This window comes from Mycobacterium paraterrae (genome assembly GCF_022430545.2).
Taxonomy (GTDB): Bacteria; Actinomycetota; Actinomycetes; order Mycobacteriales; family Mycobacteriaceae; genus Mycobacterium; species Mycobacterium paraterrae.
In genome coordinates this window covers 1,366,288-1,383,836 of the sequence record NZ_CP092488.2, presented here as the reverse complement: position 1 = coordinate 1,383,836, position 17,549 = coordinate 1,366,288, and the positions used below count along the sequence as shown (strand labels likewise).

The following is a 17,549-nucleotide window of genomic DNA, read 5'->3' as shown; positions in this document are numbered from 1 at the left end:
CTGTGATCACTCGACGGTTGCGTGGGGCGGTGGGTGGCTCGCTTAATCAGAAGAGCTTGCGCGCCAGCTTCCACGCCCTATCCGTGTACGGCGGGTAGATGATGGCGGTCAGATCGGGTCGGGTGGGCTTGGTCAGCACCGACTTGCGGTGGCTGAACTCCTCGAACCCGAATCTGCCGTGGTACGCACCCATCCCTGAGGGGCCAACGCCGCCGAATGGCAGCTTTGTAGTGGTGAACTGGAACAGCAGATGATTCACCAGCATTCCGCCTGCCGACACTTCCTTGATCACGCGCTCGCGGACAGCCTTGCCTTTGGTGAATAGGTAGGCCGCCAGCGGTTTGGGCCGGGAGTTCACGAATTCGATTGCCTGGTCCAGAGATTGGACGGTGACGATCGGCAGGATCGGTCCGAAGATCTGATCGATCATCAGTGGCTCGTCCACTGCAGGGTCCACGACGACGGTGGGCTCGATCTCGACGGCAGCAGCGTTCGAGCCCCCGCCGACGGCAACCGTTCCCTTGGTGGCCGCCAGTGCCGCGGTCAGCCTGTCGAAGTGGCGTTCGTTGACGATGCGCTTACCGGTACTACCCGCCTCGAAGCTGACGACGGCTTCGCCGATCCTGCGGACCAGTTCGTCGCGAATGGAGGCATCGGCCAGCACGTAGTCGGGCGCGATGCAAATTTGACCGGAGTTGATCAGCTTGGTCCAGGCGATACGTTTGGCGGCTACGGCAATGTCGGCGTCCGCTGCGACGATGACGGGGCTCTTGCCGCCCTATTCGAGCGTGACCGGCGTGAGGTGTGTCGCTGCCCCTTCGTAGACCTTGCGCCCGATCTCGGTGCCGCCTGTGAAGCACAGTTTGTCGAAGCCTTGCGCGATGAGTTCCTGGCTCACCGTGGCGTCCCCTTCGACGACGGTGATGGCGGTCGGGTCGAGGTATCGCGGCACCAGATCGGCCATGAGCGCCGACGACGCTGGCGACACCTCGGACGGTTTGAGGACGACGGTGTTTCCCGCGGCGATAGCGCCCACCGCGGGGCCCAACGTCAGCGCGAAGGGGAAGTTCCACGCACCGATGACGAGCACCGTGCCGAACGGCTCGTACTCAATCCAGGCGCGGCCGGGCAACTGCGCCATCTCCAATAGTCGATGCTTGCGCTTGGTCCACTTCGCGACGTTCTTCGCGGCATCCGCGGCTTCACCTGCAGGGCTGGCGATGTCGGCCAACCACGCCTCGAACGGCTTCCGACCAAGATCCTGGTCCAGTGCTGCCGCGATGGCGGGTTCGTTGTCGACGATGAGCCGGTGCAACCCCTCCAGCTGGCGTTTCCGCCATGCCACGTCGCGGGTGCGGCCGGTGGCAAACGTCTTGCGGAGCCTGGCGACGATCGTCGGAATGTCCGCGGCGTCGACGGACGGGGTGGGTGGGGAAGTCGCTTCTGCGGTCATGGGGGTCCTTCCTGACCCGGTGGATATCACGATGTTAACCAGCAGTCCGGTTCGTGGCCACAGATTCGCCGAGCTCAGTGGCTGCGGCTACCCGACCTCTGGCCAGACAGTGAACCGTCCGTAACCGGTCAACCGATCGAACGCACTGAGGTGCCGTGTCATGACACTGGCGGCACTCCCAACGCTCGAGTGAAGCCGTCAGGAATCAAGATGTCGTCCGGCGCGAGATCACGGGTCGACGCCTTGCCGAGGCCCATCAACGCCGAGTCGATTCCGCTGCGCAGGATGTCGAGGACGTTCTCGACGCCCGACTGTCCCTCGGCCGCCAGCCCCCACAGGTAAGCGCGGCCGATCATGACAGCACGGGCGCCAAGTGCGATCGCCTTGACGACGTCGCTGCCTCGGCGGATGCCGCCGTCCAACAAGACCTCGACGTCGCTTCCGACGGCGTCGGCGATCGCGGGGAGCGCGCGGATGGCCGCTGGTGTCCCGTCCAGGTTGTTGCCGCCGTGGTTGGACACGGAGATTGCCGAAACGCCAATGTCTACAGCACGTTTGGCGTCATCGACGCGGATGATGCCCTTCATCATGAACGGCCCACCCCAGAGTTCGCGCAGCCATGCCATGTCCTCCCACGTGGGAGGCGAAGTGCCCATCCATTCGCCGTAGACGCCGAAGAATGGTGGACCGAGCTCACCCTTGGGGCCCTGGTTGGGAACCCGCAGGTTGGGCGGGCTGACGGTCTTGCCAAAGCTCCAGAGCCAGCGCGGTTTCGTCAGCACCTCGGGAGCCATCCTGAGCATGGTCTTGAGATCCATCTGTTCAGGGATCTTGGGGCTGCCCCAGTCACGACCGTGGGAGAAGCTCCAGTCGGTCGTCACGATCAGCCCCACGGCCCCTGCATCCTTGGCGCGCTGCACGCGTTGGGCGATCGCGTCGCGGCCACCGAGCCAGTACACCTGGAAGAACAGTTTGTCGTTGGCGGCGATGACGTCTTCGATCGGCTTGCTAGCGAACGATGACAGGCCCATCGCCGTACCGCGGGCGGCGGCCGCCCTGGCCACCGCAACCTCCCCGTCGGGGTGGACGGCTTGTACGCCGGTGGGCGATATGAGCACCGGCAGCGCGATGTCCTGCCCCATAACCGTCGTCGCTAAATCGCGCTTCTCCAGCGCTCCGATGACATGCGGTGCGAAGCCGAGCTCACTGAATGACTCGACGTTGTCGGTGACGGTCACGCCCTTCTCGCTCGCCGAGATCAGCGAGGAGTAGACGGACTTCGGCAGCCGCTTCTTCGCCCTCTGCTGGGCGATGGTGACTGTTTCGAACCACGCGTCGCGAGCCACGATCAAACAGGACTTTCGTTGCAGTAGCGAACAGGCGTTGTTGCCGGGGTGAGTACGGTGGGTGGACGCAGCGACAGAGTCAGTGCCACCGGGGCTACCTGCTTGCGGGGAGCGCTGCGCGAGTGATCCCCGCAGGGGCGGGGTTTTTCCCGTACTGCGGCCAGTGCGCTCTCGCCGTGGCCGATGACACACTCCGGGTCGGGTCCGTCAAGTGGCAGACCGGTGAAGAACTTGGCGGCCATGCAACCGCCTCGGCAGGCATCGAAGTGACCGCAGCCATCGCAAGCCCCAGCCGATTGTGGCTCGCGCAGCTCGCGGAACAGCGGCGCATACTTCCACACCGCGTCGAACCCGCCGTCGGACAACACATTTCCAGCCAGGAATCGGTCGTGGATGGCAAACGGGCAGGCGTAGACGTCACCGATGGGGTCAATGAGACAAACCACTCGCCCGGCGCCGCACAGGTTCAGTCCGGCCAGCGCGCCAGGAGCACCCAGGCCCGACAGGTGGAAGAAACTATCGCCGGTGAGAACGCCCTCGCCATGAGCGACCAGCCAATCGTAGAGCTGCACCTGCTGCTCGGAGGTGGGGTGCAACTCGTCCCACACGTCGGCGCCGCGACCCGACGGGCGCAGACGGGTGATGCGCAGCGTCGCCCCGTACGTGTCGGCGAGTACCTTGAAGTCGTCGAGCTGACCGACGTTGTGACGGGTGACGACGACGGAGATCTTGGCATCCTGGAAGCCCTCGGCAGCCAGGTTGTCCAAGGCCTTGATCGCCATCGCGAACGAGCCCTTACCGCGCACGGCGTCGTTGACCTCGGCGGTCGCACCGTCCAAGGAAATCTGCACGTCGACGTAGTCGCTGGCGGCGAGCTTGGCTGCGATCTTTCGGTCGATCCGCACGCCGTTGGTCGAGAACTTCACGCCCACATGATGTTCCGTGGCGTAGTCGACCAGCTCCCAGAAGTCGGGACGCACCGTCGGCTCGCCGCCGCCGATGTTGACGTAGAACACTTGCATGCGTTCGAGCTCGTCGATGATGTCCTTGCACTGCTGAGTGGAAAGCTCGCGAGGATCGCGCTTGCCGGAGGCTGACAGACAATGCACGCATGCCAGGTTGCACGCGTAGGTGAGCTCCCAAGTAAGGCATATTGGTGCGTCGAGCCCCTTTTCGAACTGCTCGGTCAGACGGGGAACCGGTGCGACCGTTGTCATGCATCACCTTCAGGGACGAGAATATTGGAGTCGATGAGCACACCAAGGGCGTGTAAGTACGGCGCTTCCTGAGTGGCATCTATTGCAGCTGCCCGGCAGGCGGACCGAAGGTCGGGATACTCACCCAGAGATTGGACGATTGCGACGATGGTGCGGTTCTTGAGGAACGACAGCTTTCGTGTCCCGAAGTGGTAGAGCAGCGCTCCAAACGGTTCGGGTCGAACGGCGACCTGCGGATGTAGCCGCCAGGCTCCGACGAGATCCTGTGCGGGCGACGGCACTGTCAGTAGACCCCGCACATCCCGTCGATCGACACCGCCTCGACAAGGGTCTCGGTGACTAGCTCGGTCTCGGGCTGCGGGTCGTCGTCCATCCGAAACTCCTTAGTGTGATCAAGGTCTCCACTGTCGTCGTCAGAGCGACACTATGGCAGCGGGTGGTGAAACGGAAGAGTGATTCAAAATTGGGTTCAAAAGTGCCCGGAGGGCCTTACGTTTACTCGACGGTCCGACCGAGCGACCGCGATTTGGGTGCCTAGGGAGTCGCTGGAATTGCTCAGCGGCGCGCTAGTCGAAACTGCCTGGGGGAGAGGCCGGTCCATCGTTTGAAGGCGTGCGAGAAGTTGGTCGGATCGCCGTATCCGAGCTCCGTGGCTATTTGACTCGCCGACATCGATCGTGTGAGCAGTAGCAACACGGCGTTCTCACGCAGGCATGACTCGCGCAACTCGCGAAATGTGGTCCCCTCTTCGGCGAGGCGCCGCTTGAGCGTGCTCGTCGACACGGAGAGCTCGTCGGAGACCGACTGGCTACTGCGCCGGCTCGGATCCTCTTCTAGAAGCTGTCTCACCTTGGCGGAATACGACGTGGTCCCGCTGCGCTGGTCGAGATCTCGCGTGAGCTCGGAGACGGCGAGGCGGTAGGCGACGGGATCCGAAAACCGGCACACCTCGCTGAGAGTGTCCGCGGGAACGTGGAGGTAGGACATTGGAGCGTCGAACAATAGGCGTCCGGCTAGCCACAGGTTGTCCTCGTGCTCGGTCATGACGACGGGCGCCGGCCAACCGATGTGAAGCGTGATGGTCCGCGCGTCGTCGACGAGCATGTCCAGCAGCCGTAGCAACACCGACCCGCAGTAGGTGACGGCCAAGCAGTCTAGCGCCGAATCGCTCGTGTGGCCGGTGAACCCTACGGTGAGGCCTCGGTCACTTGCACAAAAGTGTGGACTGACGGCGGTAGTAATCAAAGGTAGAAATTCGAGCAGTTTCATGATTTCGGCCACCGATCCTGCGCTGACCAGTGGAAAGCTCAACGGGCCGAAGGACGTCAACTGCGCCTGGCCGGCGAACGCGACACCGAGCAGAGTTGCCTGGTTTACGTCGAGGCCGGGGTAGACCTCTCGAAACCACCGCAGTGGAGCCTGGACGCCATGCTTGACCAACGTCGAGACGTCTACTTCTTCACGCGTCATAACGCGGCGAAGGCGCTCCACGGCGGGCAAGTCGAGGGCATTGCTCTTAAGCAGTTGCACAAACGCGACTGGAGGTACACCCGCATCATCGACGCGCAATTGCCTCCGACCTTCCTGAGCCGAATTCACAAGTTTTTGACTCGAAATTGCATAGCCTCTAAGCGTTTTCCCGATCATAGTTGTAGTGACGTGGAACACTCTGCGGACAACGTATCAGGAGTTAACTATGGCAGTCGTCACGTTTGTCTCGCACGACGGCGATAAGCACGAGGCACCTCTCGAAGAGGGCCAGTCACTGATGCAGGTCGCCACGAATAATGCAATACCCGGCATCGATGGCGACTGCGGCGGTGAGGCCGCGTGTGGCACCTGCCACGTAGTCGTCGATCCGCAGTGGTCGGAACAAGTGGGTCTGTCCGGCCCAGCTGAAGAGGAAATGCTGGCAATGAGTCCTGAGCGTCAGCCGACCTCTCGGTTGTCCTGCCAGATGCCGGTTTCCGAGGAGTGGGACGGCTTGATCGTCCGGACGCCCGAATTCCAGATGTGATCAGAGAGTGAAGGTCAACCCATGAGTATCTCCCGAGCAATCGCCGACAAGGTGCAGTCGACCGTCCCAATCGACCGGCAAATCCAATCCGCTCATATGTACGATAAGGCTCGGCGTTGGGTGACCCGGACCAACGGTCAGAAGATCTTCACCGAGGCCCCCATACCGCCGGTGGAGGACGTTAATCTGCTCGACATCGACATGAGCAATCCATTCCTCTACCGCCAGGGACGCTGGCAGTCGTATTTCGAGCGTTTGCGCAACGAAGCTCCGATTCACTTTCAGCCCACCAGTCCGTTCGGTCCGTTCTGGTCCGTGACTCGGCATGCCGACATCGTGGCGGTCGACAAGAACCACGGGTTGTTCTCCGCCGAGCCGTTCATCATTATCGGGAGGCCGCCTCGCTTCTTGGATCTGGCGATGTTCATCGCGATGGATCCGCCGGAACATGACAGGCAGCGGGCGGCCGTCCAAGGGGTGGTCGCGCCGAAGAATCTGCGTGAGATGGAGGGACTGATCCGCTCGCGCGTACAGGAGGTGCTGGACAGCCTGCCGGTGAATGAGCCGTTCGACTGGGTGCACACCGTCTCGGTCGAATTGACTGCTCGGATGCTTGCGACGCTGTTGGACTTCCCCTACGAGCAGCGCCGAAAGCTCGTCTACTGGTCGGATACCGCAACGTCGATGGAGCAAGCAAACGGCGGGCCCTCGGACAATGACGAGGTGTTTGAGGGTGTGCGCGACATGGCGCGGGGCCTGACTGCGCTCTGGCACGACAAGGCCGCTCGGACGGCGGCCGGGGAGGAACCTGGCTTCGACTTGATCACCATGCTGCAGAGCAACGAGAGCACGAAGGATCTGCTCAGTCGGCGGCCGTTGGAGTTCCTGGGCAACCTGGTATTGCTGATCGTCGGTGGTAACGACACGACACGGAACTCGATGAGCGGTGGCGTGCTCGCCCTGAACCAGTTCCCCGACCAGTTCGAGAAGTTGAAGTCGAATCCCGACCTAATTCCCAACATGGTCTCGGAGGTCATCCGGTGGCAAACCCCACTGGCCTACATGCGTCGGATCGCCAAGGCCGACACAGTCTTGAACGGGCAATTCATCCGCAAGGGCGACAAGCTGGTGATGTGGTACGCCTCGGGGAACCGCGACGAACGGGTCTTCGATCGGCCCGATGATCTGATCATCGACCGGGCCAACGCTCGCAACCACATCTCCTTCGGCTTCGGTGTGCACCGTTGCATGGGCAACCGCCTGGCCGAGTTGCAGTTGCGGATTCTGTGGGAAGAGCTGCTGACCCGCTTCGATGACATTCAGGTCGTCGGTGAACCCGAATATGTGCAATCCAACTTCGTGAGGGGCATCAGCAAGATGATGGTCCGCCTCACGCCGAAATCCGACACGTGACGCCGGAGCGGGCGGTCATCGTTGGGGCTAGCCATGCCGGGGCTCAGCTTGTGGCGAGCCTGCGACAGGAGGGGTGGACCGGCGAAATCATTCTCATCGGCAACGAGTCGGCCCTGCCCTACCAACGCCCCCCGCTGTCGAAGGCTTACTTGGCGGACAAGTGCGCGCCCGGTGATCTAGCGATCCGCAAGGCCGACTTCTACGCCAAGCAGAGCATCGAATTGGTCGACGCGACGGTGGAAGCGATCGACCGCTCAGCTGGTCGTGTGGCACTGAGCATCGGAGACTCACTGCGCTACGACAAGCTCGCGCTGTGCACTGGCGCCCGCCCTCGCCGGCTCTCAACCCCGGGGGCCGATCTGGACGGGGTGTACTACTTGCGGACCGCCGCAGACGTCGACCTCATCCGCGAGGCCACCAGCCCTGGGCGCCGAGCCGTAATCGTCGGAGGCGGCTACATCGGTCTCGAGACTGCGGCTTCACTGCGTGCCCTGGGTCTGGAGGTCACCGTGCTCGAGGCGGCGGAGCGGGTTCTCGAACGGGTCACCGCCCCAGACGTATCGGCGTTCTTCGACCGGATCCACCGGGAGGAGAAAGTCGACATTCGGACGGGTGCGATGGTCGAGGGGTTCTCCGGGGACGGCAGCGTGCGCGAAGTAATCCTCGCCGGCGGGGAGACGATTCAAGCGGACCTCGTCATCGTCGGCATCGGTGTGGAGCCGAACGTCGAACTCGCTGGCGCCGCCGGTCTCGCTGTCGACAACGGTGTCGTGATCGACGACCAGACTCAGACAACCGACCCTGACATCATGGCCGCCGGAGATTGCGCCAGCCACAACATGGCCCGCTACGGCCGTCGTATCCGCCTGGAGTCGGTGGCGAGTGCTTGCGAGCAGGCCAAGGTCGCCGCCGCAACCTTATGCGGGAAGTCGAAGAAGATCGCGGCGCTTCCCTGGTTCTGGTCGGATCAGTACGACCTCAAACTCCAGATCGCGGGCCTCAACACCGGATACGACGAAGTCGTGCTCAGCGGCGATCCGTCGAGAGATCGCGATTTCACCTGCTTCTATCTCCGCGCCGGAGAGCTCGTTGCCGCTGACTGTGTCAACCGCCCCCGTGACTTTATGTTCAGCAAGCGCGCGATCACGCAGCAGATCCCTATCGACCGAGCCGAGCTCGTGCTCGCCGGCTCCGCCAAGGTATGACGGAGCCGTCAGGCGTCCCGGTGCAGCGGATGATCACGTTTGCTGTCAAGGCGACCTTGCGGGCGAAGGAGGTCGAGCAAGAACGGATCTTGTTGGTTGTGAATGGTGCTCTTCATCCAATGGTGGGTAAAGGATGGAATCAAGCGTCGTCGCCACTCTGGGAACAGGACTCGTGAAGCGACACCTTGAGTTGGTAGGCGGTGCAGTTGCGCTTACTGTTACCAGCCTGCGCTTTCATGTTCCAGCCAGCGGGACACCGTTCTCGGGTGACTTTGATGGCGCTTCTGCGTCAGCGTGGGCGAGGGCTTGATGGCGGGCATGTCATAGTGCTAGCGATCACGGAAACCGCGTCACTGGCGGCTGGAATGGTTCGCCATGTCTCGGCCGCACTGAGCGAGCAGCTTAAGGCTGGGTGCGTCGAGGATCAGGACGGCGAAGACCTTTCGGTGTATTTGTCACCCGGAATGGGTCGCCGAGCGATTACCCCTTTACCTGGCTATTCCCACGCGATCTGGGGTCGGCGACGATCCGAGTCGCAATGGGAATGGCTAATGGCGTCAGACCCTCGGTCGGGGGGACGAGCATCGAGAGTCGAAAGTGACTACCCATTCACAAACCGCGCGGTGAATGTCACAATTAGGGCCTGATCAGCCGTTCGGAATTTCTTGGTAGCTACTACAAGGTGGAGGTCGATGATGGCGGTTTTCAAGGACGACGACGAGGTTTACGCCTTCATGGGCGGGATCTTTCGGCTGGGCTTACAGAAGGAGGGGTTGGGCGACAAGCTGGCGGGTTCTGGCGTGGTGTTGCGGGTGCATTACACCGACCCGGATGCGGTGGTGACGGTGGACATGCCCAACCGAGTGGTTGAGACAGGGGCCGACAGCGCTGCCGTGCCCAACGTGGAGCTGTTCATGTCGGCCGATACCGGGAACAAATTCTGGTTGGGGAAGGTGAACCTGACGATGGCGATGGCGAAGGGGACGGTGCGGGCGAAGGGGCCGGTGCCGAAGTTGATCAAGTTGATTCCCCAAGCAAAGAGTCTGTTTCCCGAGTACCGGTCGATGCTGCAGACTCAGGATCGGCAGGACCTCATCGATGCGTGACCGTCGCCTGAGCATCGGCCCTGGGACGGGGGTGCGATGAAGAGCACGATGCAGGACGTCGCATTGACGGTCGCTGGGATCGTGTCTCATGCCGTGGTGATTAACGGTGATCGTGATGTGCTGACCGCGCAAGGGGCCGGTCGGATCTCCCGCGTGTCATACCGCGAGGTGGGGGAACGGGCGGCGCGATTGGCGAATGCGTTGCGAGTGCTCGGTGTTCGAGGTGACGAGCGGGTCGCGACGTTGCAGTGGAGCAATCAGGAGCATCTAGATTGCTATGCGGCGGTGCCGTCCATGGGCGCAGTATTGCACACGTTGAATTTGAGGTTGCCGGCTGAGCAACTGACTTGGATCGCCAACCATGCTAGTGATCGGGTGATCATTGCCGATGACACGGTGCTTCCGTTGTTGGCGACGGCATTGCCGTCGATGTCGTCTGTGCGCACAGTGTTGGTGACTGGGTCGGGGGATCTTTCTGCGGTCGAGGGGTGCGGCAAGGACGTCCTTCGGTACGACGAGGTGGTGGCGGGCCAGCCGAGCACGTTCGATTGGCCGATTGTCGAGGAGACGTCGGCTGCGGCCATGTGCTACACCAGCGGTACCACGGGACACCCGAAAGGCGTTGTCTACAGTCATCGTTCGACATGGTTGCACTCGCAGGCGGCGTGCACGGCGAATGCGTTGGGCATCGGCCATGACGACACGGTGTTGGCGATCGTGCCGATGTTCCACGCCAATGCGTGGGGGTTGCCCTACGCGGCGATGATGGCAGGTGCGGAGCTACTGCTGCCGGATCGTTTTCTTCAGGCTGCGCCGCTGGTGGAAATGATCGAGGCCGCACGGCCAACGATGGCTGGGGCGGTGCCGACAATTTGGACCGACGTTCTGCATTATCTGCGTGACAATCCTGGTCACGACATCAGTTCCTTGAAGATGGTGGCGTGCGGTGGTTCGGCGGTCCCGCGATCGCTGATGACTGCCTACGACGAGTTGGGTGTCCGGATCGTGCAGGCGTGGGGGATGACGGAGACCTCCCCGCTGGCCGCAGTCGCTCTATCGCGGAGTTCAGATTCCCCGGAGAAGACCCTTCATCTACGGGGAACTCAGGGCAGGGTGGTGGCGGGCGTGCAGACCCGCATCGTCGATGATGCCGGTGTCGAGCAGCCCTGGGATGGGACCTCGGTGGGGGAGATTCAGGTTCGGGGGCCGTGGATCACGGGGTCGTATTTCGAGCACGACGGCCCGGCGGTGTCGCCGGACGGGTGGTTGCAAACCGGGGACGTCGGGGCGATCAGCGCCGAAGGTTTTATTACCTTGACCGATCGCTCCAAGGACGTGATCAAGTCCGGGGGGGAATGGATTTCCTCGGTGGAGTTGGAGAACGAGTTGGCCGCTCACGATGCGGTTCGGCTCGCCTCGGTGATCGGGGTGCCCGACGACAAGTGGCAGGAACGGCCGCTGGCGGTGGTGGTCTTGCATGCCGACTGCACCGTGACCGCAGCGGAGTTGTCGGAATTCCTGCGACCGCGGGTGGCCAGGTGGTGGTTGCCGGAACGGTGGGCGTTCGTCGCCGACATCCCGTTGACTTCTACTGGCAAATTCGACAAGAAGAGGCTGCGACGCCAGCACGCCGACGGTGATCTCGCCGTCCAGATGTTGACGTGAATCGTCAGACCACGATCATGACATCAACCTGGAGGATACGTACATGAAGACACGCGCTGCTGTGCTGTGGGGTTTGGGTGAGAAGTGGGAGGTCGAGGAGGTCGAGTTGGATCCTCCCGGCCCCGATGAGGTGTTGGTTCGCTTGACCGCGAGTGGTTTGTGCCATTCCGATGAGCACCTCGTGACCGGTGACCTGCCATTCCCGCTTCCGGTCGTGGGTGGTCACGAAGGGGCGGGGACGATAGTTGAGCTGGGTGCTGGAGTCGATGACCTCGCCGAGGGGGATTCGGTCATCCTGACGTTCCTGCCGTCGTGTGGGCACTGTTCCTATTGCGCGCGGGGGATGGGCAATCTGTGCGACTTGGGCGCGGCGCTGATGATGGGACCGCAGATAGATGGAACCTACCGTTTCCATGCCCGGGGCGAGGACATCGGTCAGATGTGCCTGTTGGGAACGTTCTCCGAGTACTCCGTTGTGCCGAAGGCATCGGTGGTCAAGATCGATCAGGGCACACCGTTGGACAAGGCGGCGTTGATCGGTTGTGGCGTCACGACGGGCTACGGTTCTGCAGTGCGCACCGGTGAGGTGCGTGCCGGGGACACCGTCGTCGTGGTCGGCGCCGGTGGTATCGGAATGAATGCAATTCAAGGTGCCCGAATCGCTGGCGCGTTGACCATCGTTGCGGTCGACCCGGTTGAGCTCAAGCGTGATAAAGCCGGCAGCTTCGGCGCTACGCACGCGGTTGCCACTATTGACGAGGCCTGGGCCTTGGTCAGTGACCTCACCCGCGGCAAGCTCGCCGACGTCTGCGTGTTGACCACCGACGTCGCCGAGGGGTCCTACATTGCTGAGGCGCTGTCGCTAGTGGGTAAGCGTGGCCGGGTGGTCGTGACGGCGATCGGCCATCCCGAGGAGGCCTCGATGTCGGGTTCGCTGCTGGAACTGACGCTCTATGAAAAGCAGATCCGCGGTGCGCTGTACGGTTCGTCGAATGCCGCCCACGACGTCCCGCGGTTGGTCGAACTCTACAACGCTGGATCCCTCAAGCTCGATGAACTTATTACACGGGAGTACACCTTAGATCAGATCAACGAGGGTTACGACGATATGCGATCGGGTCGCAACATTCGAGGACTCATCCGGTACTGAACCAGCACCACCATGAGCAAATCGCCACGCGACACAGCGGCAACGCGTCACCGCGCATTGGTTTGCGGTGCCGCCATTGCTTCCCGACGCTGTTTTGTGTCTGAGCAATCGGCTTTCGATGCGGTCGGCGGTCCATCGTCGCGCTGGGTGGGACGGACCGCCGCTAATCGAATCGCGGCAGTCATCGCGAGGTCAGTCCTGCGCTCGATTGGTCTTTCGCCGATCTCGCGGCTGATGGGTGGTGTTCAGAGAACTCGATTCGGTGGGCTCGGCGAGCTTTGACGGACGTGTGAAAAGTTGTCGTCTGCCTGAACAGCTTTCATCCTTGACCCGAATCTGCGCAAGGTCCGTCGACCGACGACCCAGACGCGGGATGGGCTCTTGTGACCGAAGAGGTCGACAGGGGCCGACCGAAAATGGTCGGGGCGGGCATTGGCGAACTTCACGATTTGATCGCCTGTCACAACGGTGATTCTGACAATTCCAGTCGTGTGCTGGGAGGCGAGTCAGCGCGACGTGGTTTCAGGGCACCGTCATGTCAGTATGCGATGCCGATGCTGTGCGCAAATGTATTCGTGTCGTTGACGCTGTCGAGCATGTAATGGGCGAGATCGGTGCGGCCAATGCTGCGGCCGCCGCGCACGTTCTGGTCGACGGCCGTGCGGTACTGGCCGGTGGGGCGCTTGTTGGTGAGCCGTGCCGGACGCATAATCGTCCAGTCGCGGTCGCTGGCGCGTACCGCGTCTTCCATCAAGGCCGAGTCGGCATAGACAGCCGCGAACACGCGTTTGACGATCGGCATCATGACCGAGCGGGTGAGCAGGTCGTCGCCGGGATCGTGGCGTGGCGGCGCCGGTCGCCCCGGGGAGGGCGTCGTCGCCACCGGTGCCGCGCTGACGCCGATGTAGCGGCGGACGCCGGTGTCGCGCATGGCCGCCAGCACCGTGGTAGCGGCGGCCTCCAAAATGCCGTGGTCCGCGGCACCTCGGGCGCCGAGAGCCGACAGGACGGCGTCAACACCGGCAAGCGCGGACTCAACAGAGCTTGCGGTCGCCTTCGACAGGTCGATTTCGGCAACGGGGCACGCCCAGTTGCCGGGAAGGCTGCTCTTGTCGCGGGCGACGACGAGGACTTCGTCACCGCGCCCGGTTGCGGTGGTGACAAGGTGCTGCCCGACGCCGCCGGTGGCGCCGAGGATGACGAGTTTCATACCTGCTCGCTTTCTAAATCGGTGTTAATGCGCAGACGTTTCCGCACGCAACGGCATCGGTCAGCCGCTGAGTGTGTCGATCACGGCGGCGATGCGCCGTGCGCGTGTTTCGGGTTTCTTCGCGTCCTCGACGGAACGGACGAATTCCCTTTGCGACGGCTGTAGGCAAGCGAACCCCACTTCGCTGTCGCGTTCGCCGAGCCGTCGAGGGCGGTGCGGAGATCGTCGGGCACCTCCACCGTGCGCGGCGCATCGGCTGCGACGAGTTCACCTCGATCGCGTCGCCGCTGTTGATGCCGGCCTGCTTTCCATGTGCGGAGCTGAATGGGACCAGGTACGTGTCGCCCATCGAGGCGACTGTCGACTGATACTGGTAGCCGTTGACGGTGACCGCGACGGCTTGTCATTTCCTACCTCCGAGGATGGCCAAGATGTAGGGCGGCACGTGGATGCCGGTGTTGTTGCCAGTCTGCTCAGGCGTAGTCGAAAACGTCACGTCAGCCACCGAGAACTCCTCAGTCTTCGGATATTCCGCCCACCGGGGTTGTCGACGATCGTGGGACACGGGCGGTCGGGTCGGCGGTAGCCTCGATCGTCTGGATGCGCCGTCGCGGATCGTCACGACTATGACGGCGAAGAGTCGTCGGTCAGCAAACGCCAGTAGACGAGGGTGTAGGCCGGGGGTGCTAACTAGGGTTGCATTAGATCCCAGGTGGAGCATGAGGTTGGCGGCGACATCGTGGGGGCCATGGTTGATCTGTTGGGGTAGTGGCGGGTCGGCGACGACCGTCCCGACCCCCCAGACGGCGGGGTCCAAGACGGCGGCCAGGGCCTGTAAGTTGCCCCCGGCACAGGCGGTGATGAAGCGTTCGATGACGTCGCGGCGCGCCGAATCGCTGTCGGTCGCGTCGTCCAAGTTAGCGTGGGTTAGGTGCGTCCGGGCTCGGCGGGCCAATTGCCGACAGCCGGCCGGTGTGCGCCCGGTCATCTCGCCGATCGTGTCGAAGGGGACACCGAACACGTCGTGAAGGATGAACGCGACGCGTTCGCCGGGGCTTAGCCGGTTGAGGACCTCGGTGAGCGCTCGGCCCACGGCGTCGTCGAGGGTCAGCCGGTCGGCGGGGTCGAGGCTCGGCTGGCCGTACAAGAGGGCCCCACGGTCGAAATCGGCGTCAGTGCAAGAGGATTCACGCCGAGTGCGTGCCGACCCCAGGAAATCCAGACACAGTCGTCCGGTGACCACCGTCAGCCAACCGCGCTCATCACGGATGCCGTCGCGGGTCGCGCCCAGGAGCCGTACGAACGCCTCCTGCACGAGGTCCTCGGCGTTGCCGACGTCACCGACGATCTGATAGGCGACGTTGACGAGGTAGGGCCGGTGAGCCCGCCATGCCTCGTTGATCGACTCGTTCTCCATAGCTGTTAGGACGATATGGACGGCCAAAAAGTGACACGCGGGGCCCTGTCACTTTCATCAGCCGGTGTTTCGTCTTAATAAGCATGACAATTCTCATCACCGAGCAACAGGCAACGTCGGTCGTCCCCTCATCGATCACCTTGTGGATGCCGACGCCGAGGTCACTGCGGTGACCCGAGATCCCGCCGCCGCCAGCCTGCCTGCCGCCGTCCTTATAGTCACCTCACCAACAGACGGATTGCGCCATGCCACGGCAGTGTTCGTGAATTCGCGCGCTCTCGGCGAGAGCATGGCGCCGTTCGTGGATAGGTCGGGCGTGCAGCGCATCGTCGCGCTGTCGGCGGTTAACGCCGACGATCCCGGCGAGCTACAACCTTCCCGTTTACGGGGGATCGCAATTGGGAAGCCGACGTGCTCGCGTCCGGCTCAGGGCTCGCATGGGTGAGTCTGCGCCAAGTGTTTTCGCATCGAACTTTTTCGGCATGTGGTCGCCCCAAACTCAAGGCGGCAGCGTCGTTTTCGGCCCGCACGCCGACGCCTCGCTGGCCCCGATCGTCGACGCCGATGTCGCTGCGGTGGCGGCTCGCGCATTTCTCGACGCAACCTCCTCGGACAGCGTGTCGCGATGACGGGTCCCCAGTCTTTCACCAACGCAGAACTGATCGATGTGCTCGGCCAGGCGCTCGGCCGCGATCTGCGTTACCAAGGAGTTCCACGTCGATGTTCGCAGAACGGTTCATTGAGATGGGATTTCCCGCAGGGTTCGCCGAGGCCTATATTGCGATGCTGGCCACCACACGCAGCGGACCTGCCAGGGTCACCCACGATGTCGAGAAGGTACTGGGCCGTCCCGCAGCTTCGTTCGCCGACGGGGTCAGCGTTCATAGCGACATTTTGGTTTGCGCAGATGAATATGAGCCGGCCCGGCGCGGGCACGAAAGGCACTGATGTCGAACGCAGCCTATGCCGGCGAAATGGGCGATGCTAACGAGCGCCTGTCGCAACTCGGATACGAGCGTGGCAAGGTAGCGGACCTTGCTAATCACTACCCGATGGTCGCCGAAGCCTTCGACGTGCTCGGCTTCGGCGATCACGTGGGTCTGCTGCTCGAATAGGTGACAGTTTGACCTGCCCTACCTGTTGGGTTGCAGTGGCGGTGGCTAACTGACGGCGGTGAGGGTGTCGTTAGCCAAGGATAGTTCGTATTCGATGGGGGTCAATCGTCCGAGAGCGATTTGTCGCCGGTGGCGGTGGTAGGTGCGTTCGATCCAGGTGACGATCGCGATGCGGAGCTGTTCGCGGGTGTCGTAGCGGCGGCGGTTCAAGACGTTCTTTTGCAGCAGGCTGGAGAAGCTCTCCATGGCGGCGTCGTCGCCGGCAGCGCCGACTCGGCCCATGGATCCGACCATGTCGTGGCGGCCCAGTGCGTGGACGAATCGCCGAGTTCGAAATTGGCTGCCTCTGTCGGTGTGGAGGATGCAGCCGGCGACCTCGCCGCGGCGGGCGACCGCGCTGGCCAAAGCGTGGGTGTCCAGTCGTGACTTTATCCGCGAGTCGATCGAATACCCCACGATCCGGTTGGAGAATACGTCTTTGATCGCGCAGAGATAGAGCTTGCCTTCGCCGGTGCGATGCTCGGTGATGTCGGCCAGCCACAGCCGATTTGGTGCCTCGGTCGTGAAACGGCGCCCGACCAGATCATCGTGAACGAGCGGACCGGGCCGACCGTTCTTGCCGCGCTTCTTTCCGAACGCACTCCACCAGCCGTTACCCGAGCAGATCCGCCACGCAGTGCGCTCGGCCATCGGATGCCCGGCGTCGCGGGCCTCCTTGACCAGGAAGCAGTAGCCGAACTCCGGATCGTCGGCGTGGGCGTCGAACCATGCGTTGGCCCGATGTGCAGCAACGTATTTGGCGTCGGTGACCGGATCGGTCAGCGGCAGTAGGGCCGGCGGGCGAGCTTGAGGACCCAGCACGTCACCGCGACGGGAATCCCGTTGGCGGCGAGCTCTTTCACGAGCGGGTAAATCCTTTTCCCAGCAGATTCGATTGCGACAAATACGCCGCGGCACGGCGCAGCACCTCGTTCTCCTACTCCAGCAGCTTGATCCGTCGGCGAGCCTCCCGCAGTTCTGACGACTCGCTCGTCGTCGTGCCCGGCTTGGCCCCGTCATCGACGTCGGCGTGGCGCATCCAGTTCGACAGCGTGACCGGATGCACCCCGAAATCGGCGGCGATCTGCTCGAGTGTCACCCCGTTCTCACGACTACGGGCGACCCGCACGACATCGTCGCGGAACTCCTGGGAATACGGCCGTGCCATAGTGACATCCTCTCAGCCCACCCAATCC

At 62.8% G+C, this 17,549-nt stretch carries 14 protein-coding genes and 4 pseudogenes; 8 read left to right on the top strand and 10 right to left on the bottom strand.

All coding sequences use genetic code 11. The annotated features are described in order from the left end of the window. Positions 1–46: 46 nt before the first annotated feature. The 6 genes and pseudogenes from MKK62_RS06625 to MKK62_RS06600 all read right to left on the bottom strand — a co-directional run bounded on the left by MKK62_RS06625 (position 47) and on the right by MKK62_RS06600 (position 5,585). Positions 47–1,453: pseudogene (locus MKK62_RS06625) on the bottom strand (aldehyde dehydrogenase family protein). A gap of 158 nt (positions 1,454–1,611) precedes the next feature. Continuing rightward, entirely contained in the window at positions 1,612–2,799 is a 1,188-nt protein-coding gene (mftD, locus tag MKK62_RS06620; RefSeq protein ID WP_240261814.1) for a pre-mycofactocin synthase MftD, read from the bottom strand. A 2-nt stretch (positions 2,800–2,801) separates the two neighbouring features. Next, entirely contained in the window at positions 2,802–4,016 is a 1,215-nt protein-coding gene (gene mftC / locus MKK62_RS06615; RefSeq protein WP_240261815.1) for a mycofactocin radical SAM maturase, read from the bottom strand. Then, complete coding sequence (gene mftB / locus MKK62_RS06610) at positions 4,013–4,315, bottom strand: mycofactocin biosynthesis chaperone MftB (protein WP_240261816.1); 303 nt, start codon at positions 4,313–4,315, stop codon at positions 4,013–4,015. The genes mftC and mftB overlap by 4 nt, the downstream gene beginning before the upstream one ends. After that, on the bottom strand, positions 4,300–4,389 hold the full coding sequence (mftA, locus tag MKK62_RS06605; RefSeq protein WP_240261817.1) for a mycofactocin precursor MftA: 90 nt from the start codon (positions 4,387–4,389) through the stop codon (positions 4,300–4,302). The genes mftB and mftA overlap by 16 nt, the downstream gene beginning before the upstream one ends. A gap of 182 nt (positions 4,390–4,571) precedes the next feature. Beyond that, positions 4,572–5,585: a helix-turn-helix domain-containing protein gene (locus tag MKK62_RS06600; protein ID WP_240263792.1), complete on the bottom strand. Its 1,014-nt coding sequence runs from the start codon at positions 5,583–5,585 to the stop codon at positions 4,572–4,574. A 127-nt stretch (positions 5,586–5,712) separates the two neighbouring features. Here MKK62_RS06600 and MKK62_RS06595 point away from each other — a divergent pair, with 127 nt between their 5' ends. The 6 genes from MKK62_RS06595 to MKK62_RS06570 all read left to right on the top strand — a co-directional run bounded on the left by MKK62_RS06595 (position 5,713) and on the right by MKK62_RS06570 (position 12,572). Beyond that, a complete protein-coding gene (locus tag MKK62_RS06595) occupies positions 5,713–6,033 on the top strand; it encodes a 2Fe-2S iron-sulfur cluster-binding protein (protein ID WP_240261818.1) in 321 nt (106 codons plus the stop codon). 21 nt (positions 6,034–6,054) lie between these two features. Beyond that, positions 6,055–7,446, top strand: coding sequence for a cytochrome P450 (locus MKK62_RS06590; RefSeq protein WP_240261819.1), 1,392 nt, complete (start codon positions 6,055–6,057; stop codon positions 7,444–7,446). Then, positions 7,443–8,651, top strand: coding sequence for an NAD(P)/FAD-dependent oxidoreductase (locus MKK62_RS06585; RefSeq protein WP_240261820.1), 1,209 nt, complete (start codon positions 7,443–7,445; stop codon positions 8,649–8,651). The genes MKK62_RS06590 and MKK62_RS06585 overlap by 4 nt, the downstream gene beginning before the upstream one ends. A 695-nt stretch (positions 8,652–9,346) precedes the next feature. Further along, complete coding sequence (locus MKK62_RS06580) at positions 9,347–9,757, top strand: SCP2 sterol-binding domain-containing protein (protein ID WP_240263793.1); 411 nt, start codon at positions 9,347–9,349, stop codon at positions 9,755–9,757. Positions 9,758–9,793: 36 nt separating this feature from the next. After that, positions 9,794–11,422: a long-chain fatty acid--CoA ligase gene (locus tag MKK62_RS06575; protein ID WP_240261821.1), complete on the top strand. Its 1,629-nt coding sequence runs from the start codon at positions 9,794–9,796 to the stop codon at positions 11,420–11,422. A 43-nt stretch (positions 11,423–11,465) separates the two neighbouring features. Continuing rightward, positions 11,466–12,572, top strand: coding sequence for an NDMA-dependent alcohol dehydrogenase (locus MKK62_RS06570; protein ID WP_240261822.1), 1,107 nt, complete (start codon positions 11,466–11,468; stop codon positions 12,570–12,572). A 538-nt stretch (positions 12,573–13,110) separates the two neighbouring features. On the opposite strand, the gene MKK62_RS06565 is transcribed toward MKK62_RS06570, so the two are convergent. The 3 genes and pseudogenes from MKK62_RS06565 to sigI all read right to left on the bottom strand — a co-directional run bounded on the left by MKK62_RS06565 (position 13,111) and on the right by sigI (position 15,199). Beyond that, positions 13,111–13,782: an NAD(P)-dependent oxidoreductase gene (locus MKK62_RS06565; RefSeq protein WP_240261823.1), complete on the bottom strand. Its 672-nt coding sequence runs from the start codon at positions 13,780–13,782 to the stop codon at positions 13,111–13,113. A 60-nt stretch (positions 13,783–13,842) separates the two neighbouring features. Further along, positions 13,843–13,962, bottom strand: a complete 120-nt coding sequence (locus MKK62_RS26510; RefSeq protein ID WP_350355748.1) for a YdeI/OmpD-associated family protein — start codon at positions 13,960–13,962, stop codon at positions 13,843–13,845. Between the two features lie 335 nt (positions 13,963–14,297). Continuing rightward, positions 14,298–15,199, bottom strand: a pseudogene (sigI, locus tag MKK62_RS06560) (RNA polymerase sigma factor SigI). 83 nt (positions 15,200–15,282) lie between these two features. On the opposite strand from sigI, the pseudogene MKK62_RS06555 reads away from it, so the two are divergent. Together MKK62_RS06555 and MKK62_RS06550 are read left to right on the top strand one after the other, a co-directional pair. Continuing rightward, positions 15,283–16,147 (top strand): annotated as a pseudogene (locus tag MKK62_RS06555) (NmrA family NAD(P)-binding protein). Next, positions 16,147–16,314 carry a hypothetical protein gene (locus MKK62_RS06550; protein ID WP_240261824.1) on the top strand — a complete coding sequence of 56 codons (168 nt, stop codon included), beginning with the start codon at positions 16,147–16,149 and terminating at the stop codon, positions 16,312–16,314. The pseudogene MKK62_RS06555 and the gene MKK62_RS06550 overlap by 1 nt, the downstream one beginning before the upstream one ends. A gap of 45 nt (positions 16,315–16,359) precedes the next feature. Here the strand turns inward: MKK62_RS06550 and MKK62_RS06545 are convergent. Beyond that, positions 16,360–17,521 (bottom strand): annotated as a pseudogene (locus tag MKK62_RS06545) (IS3 family transposase). Positions 17,522–17,549 lie beyond the last annotated feature (28 nt).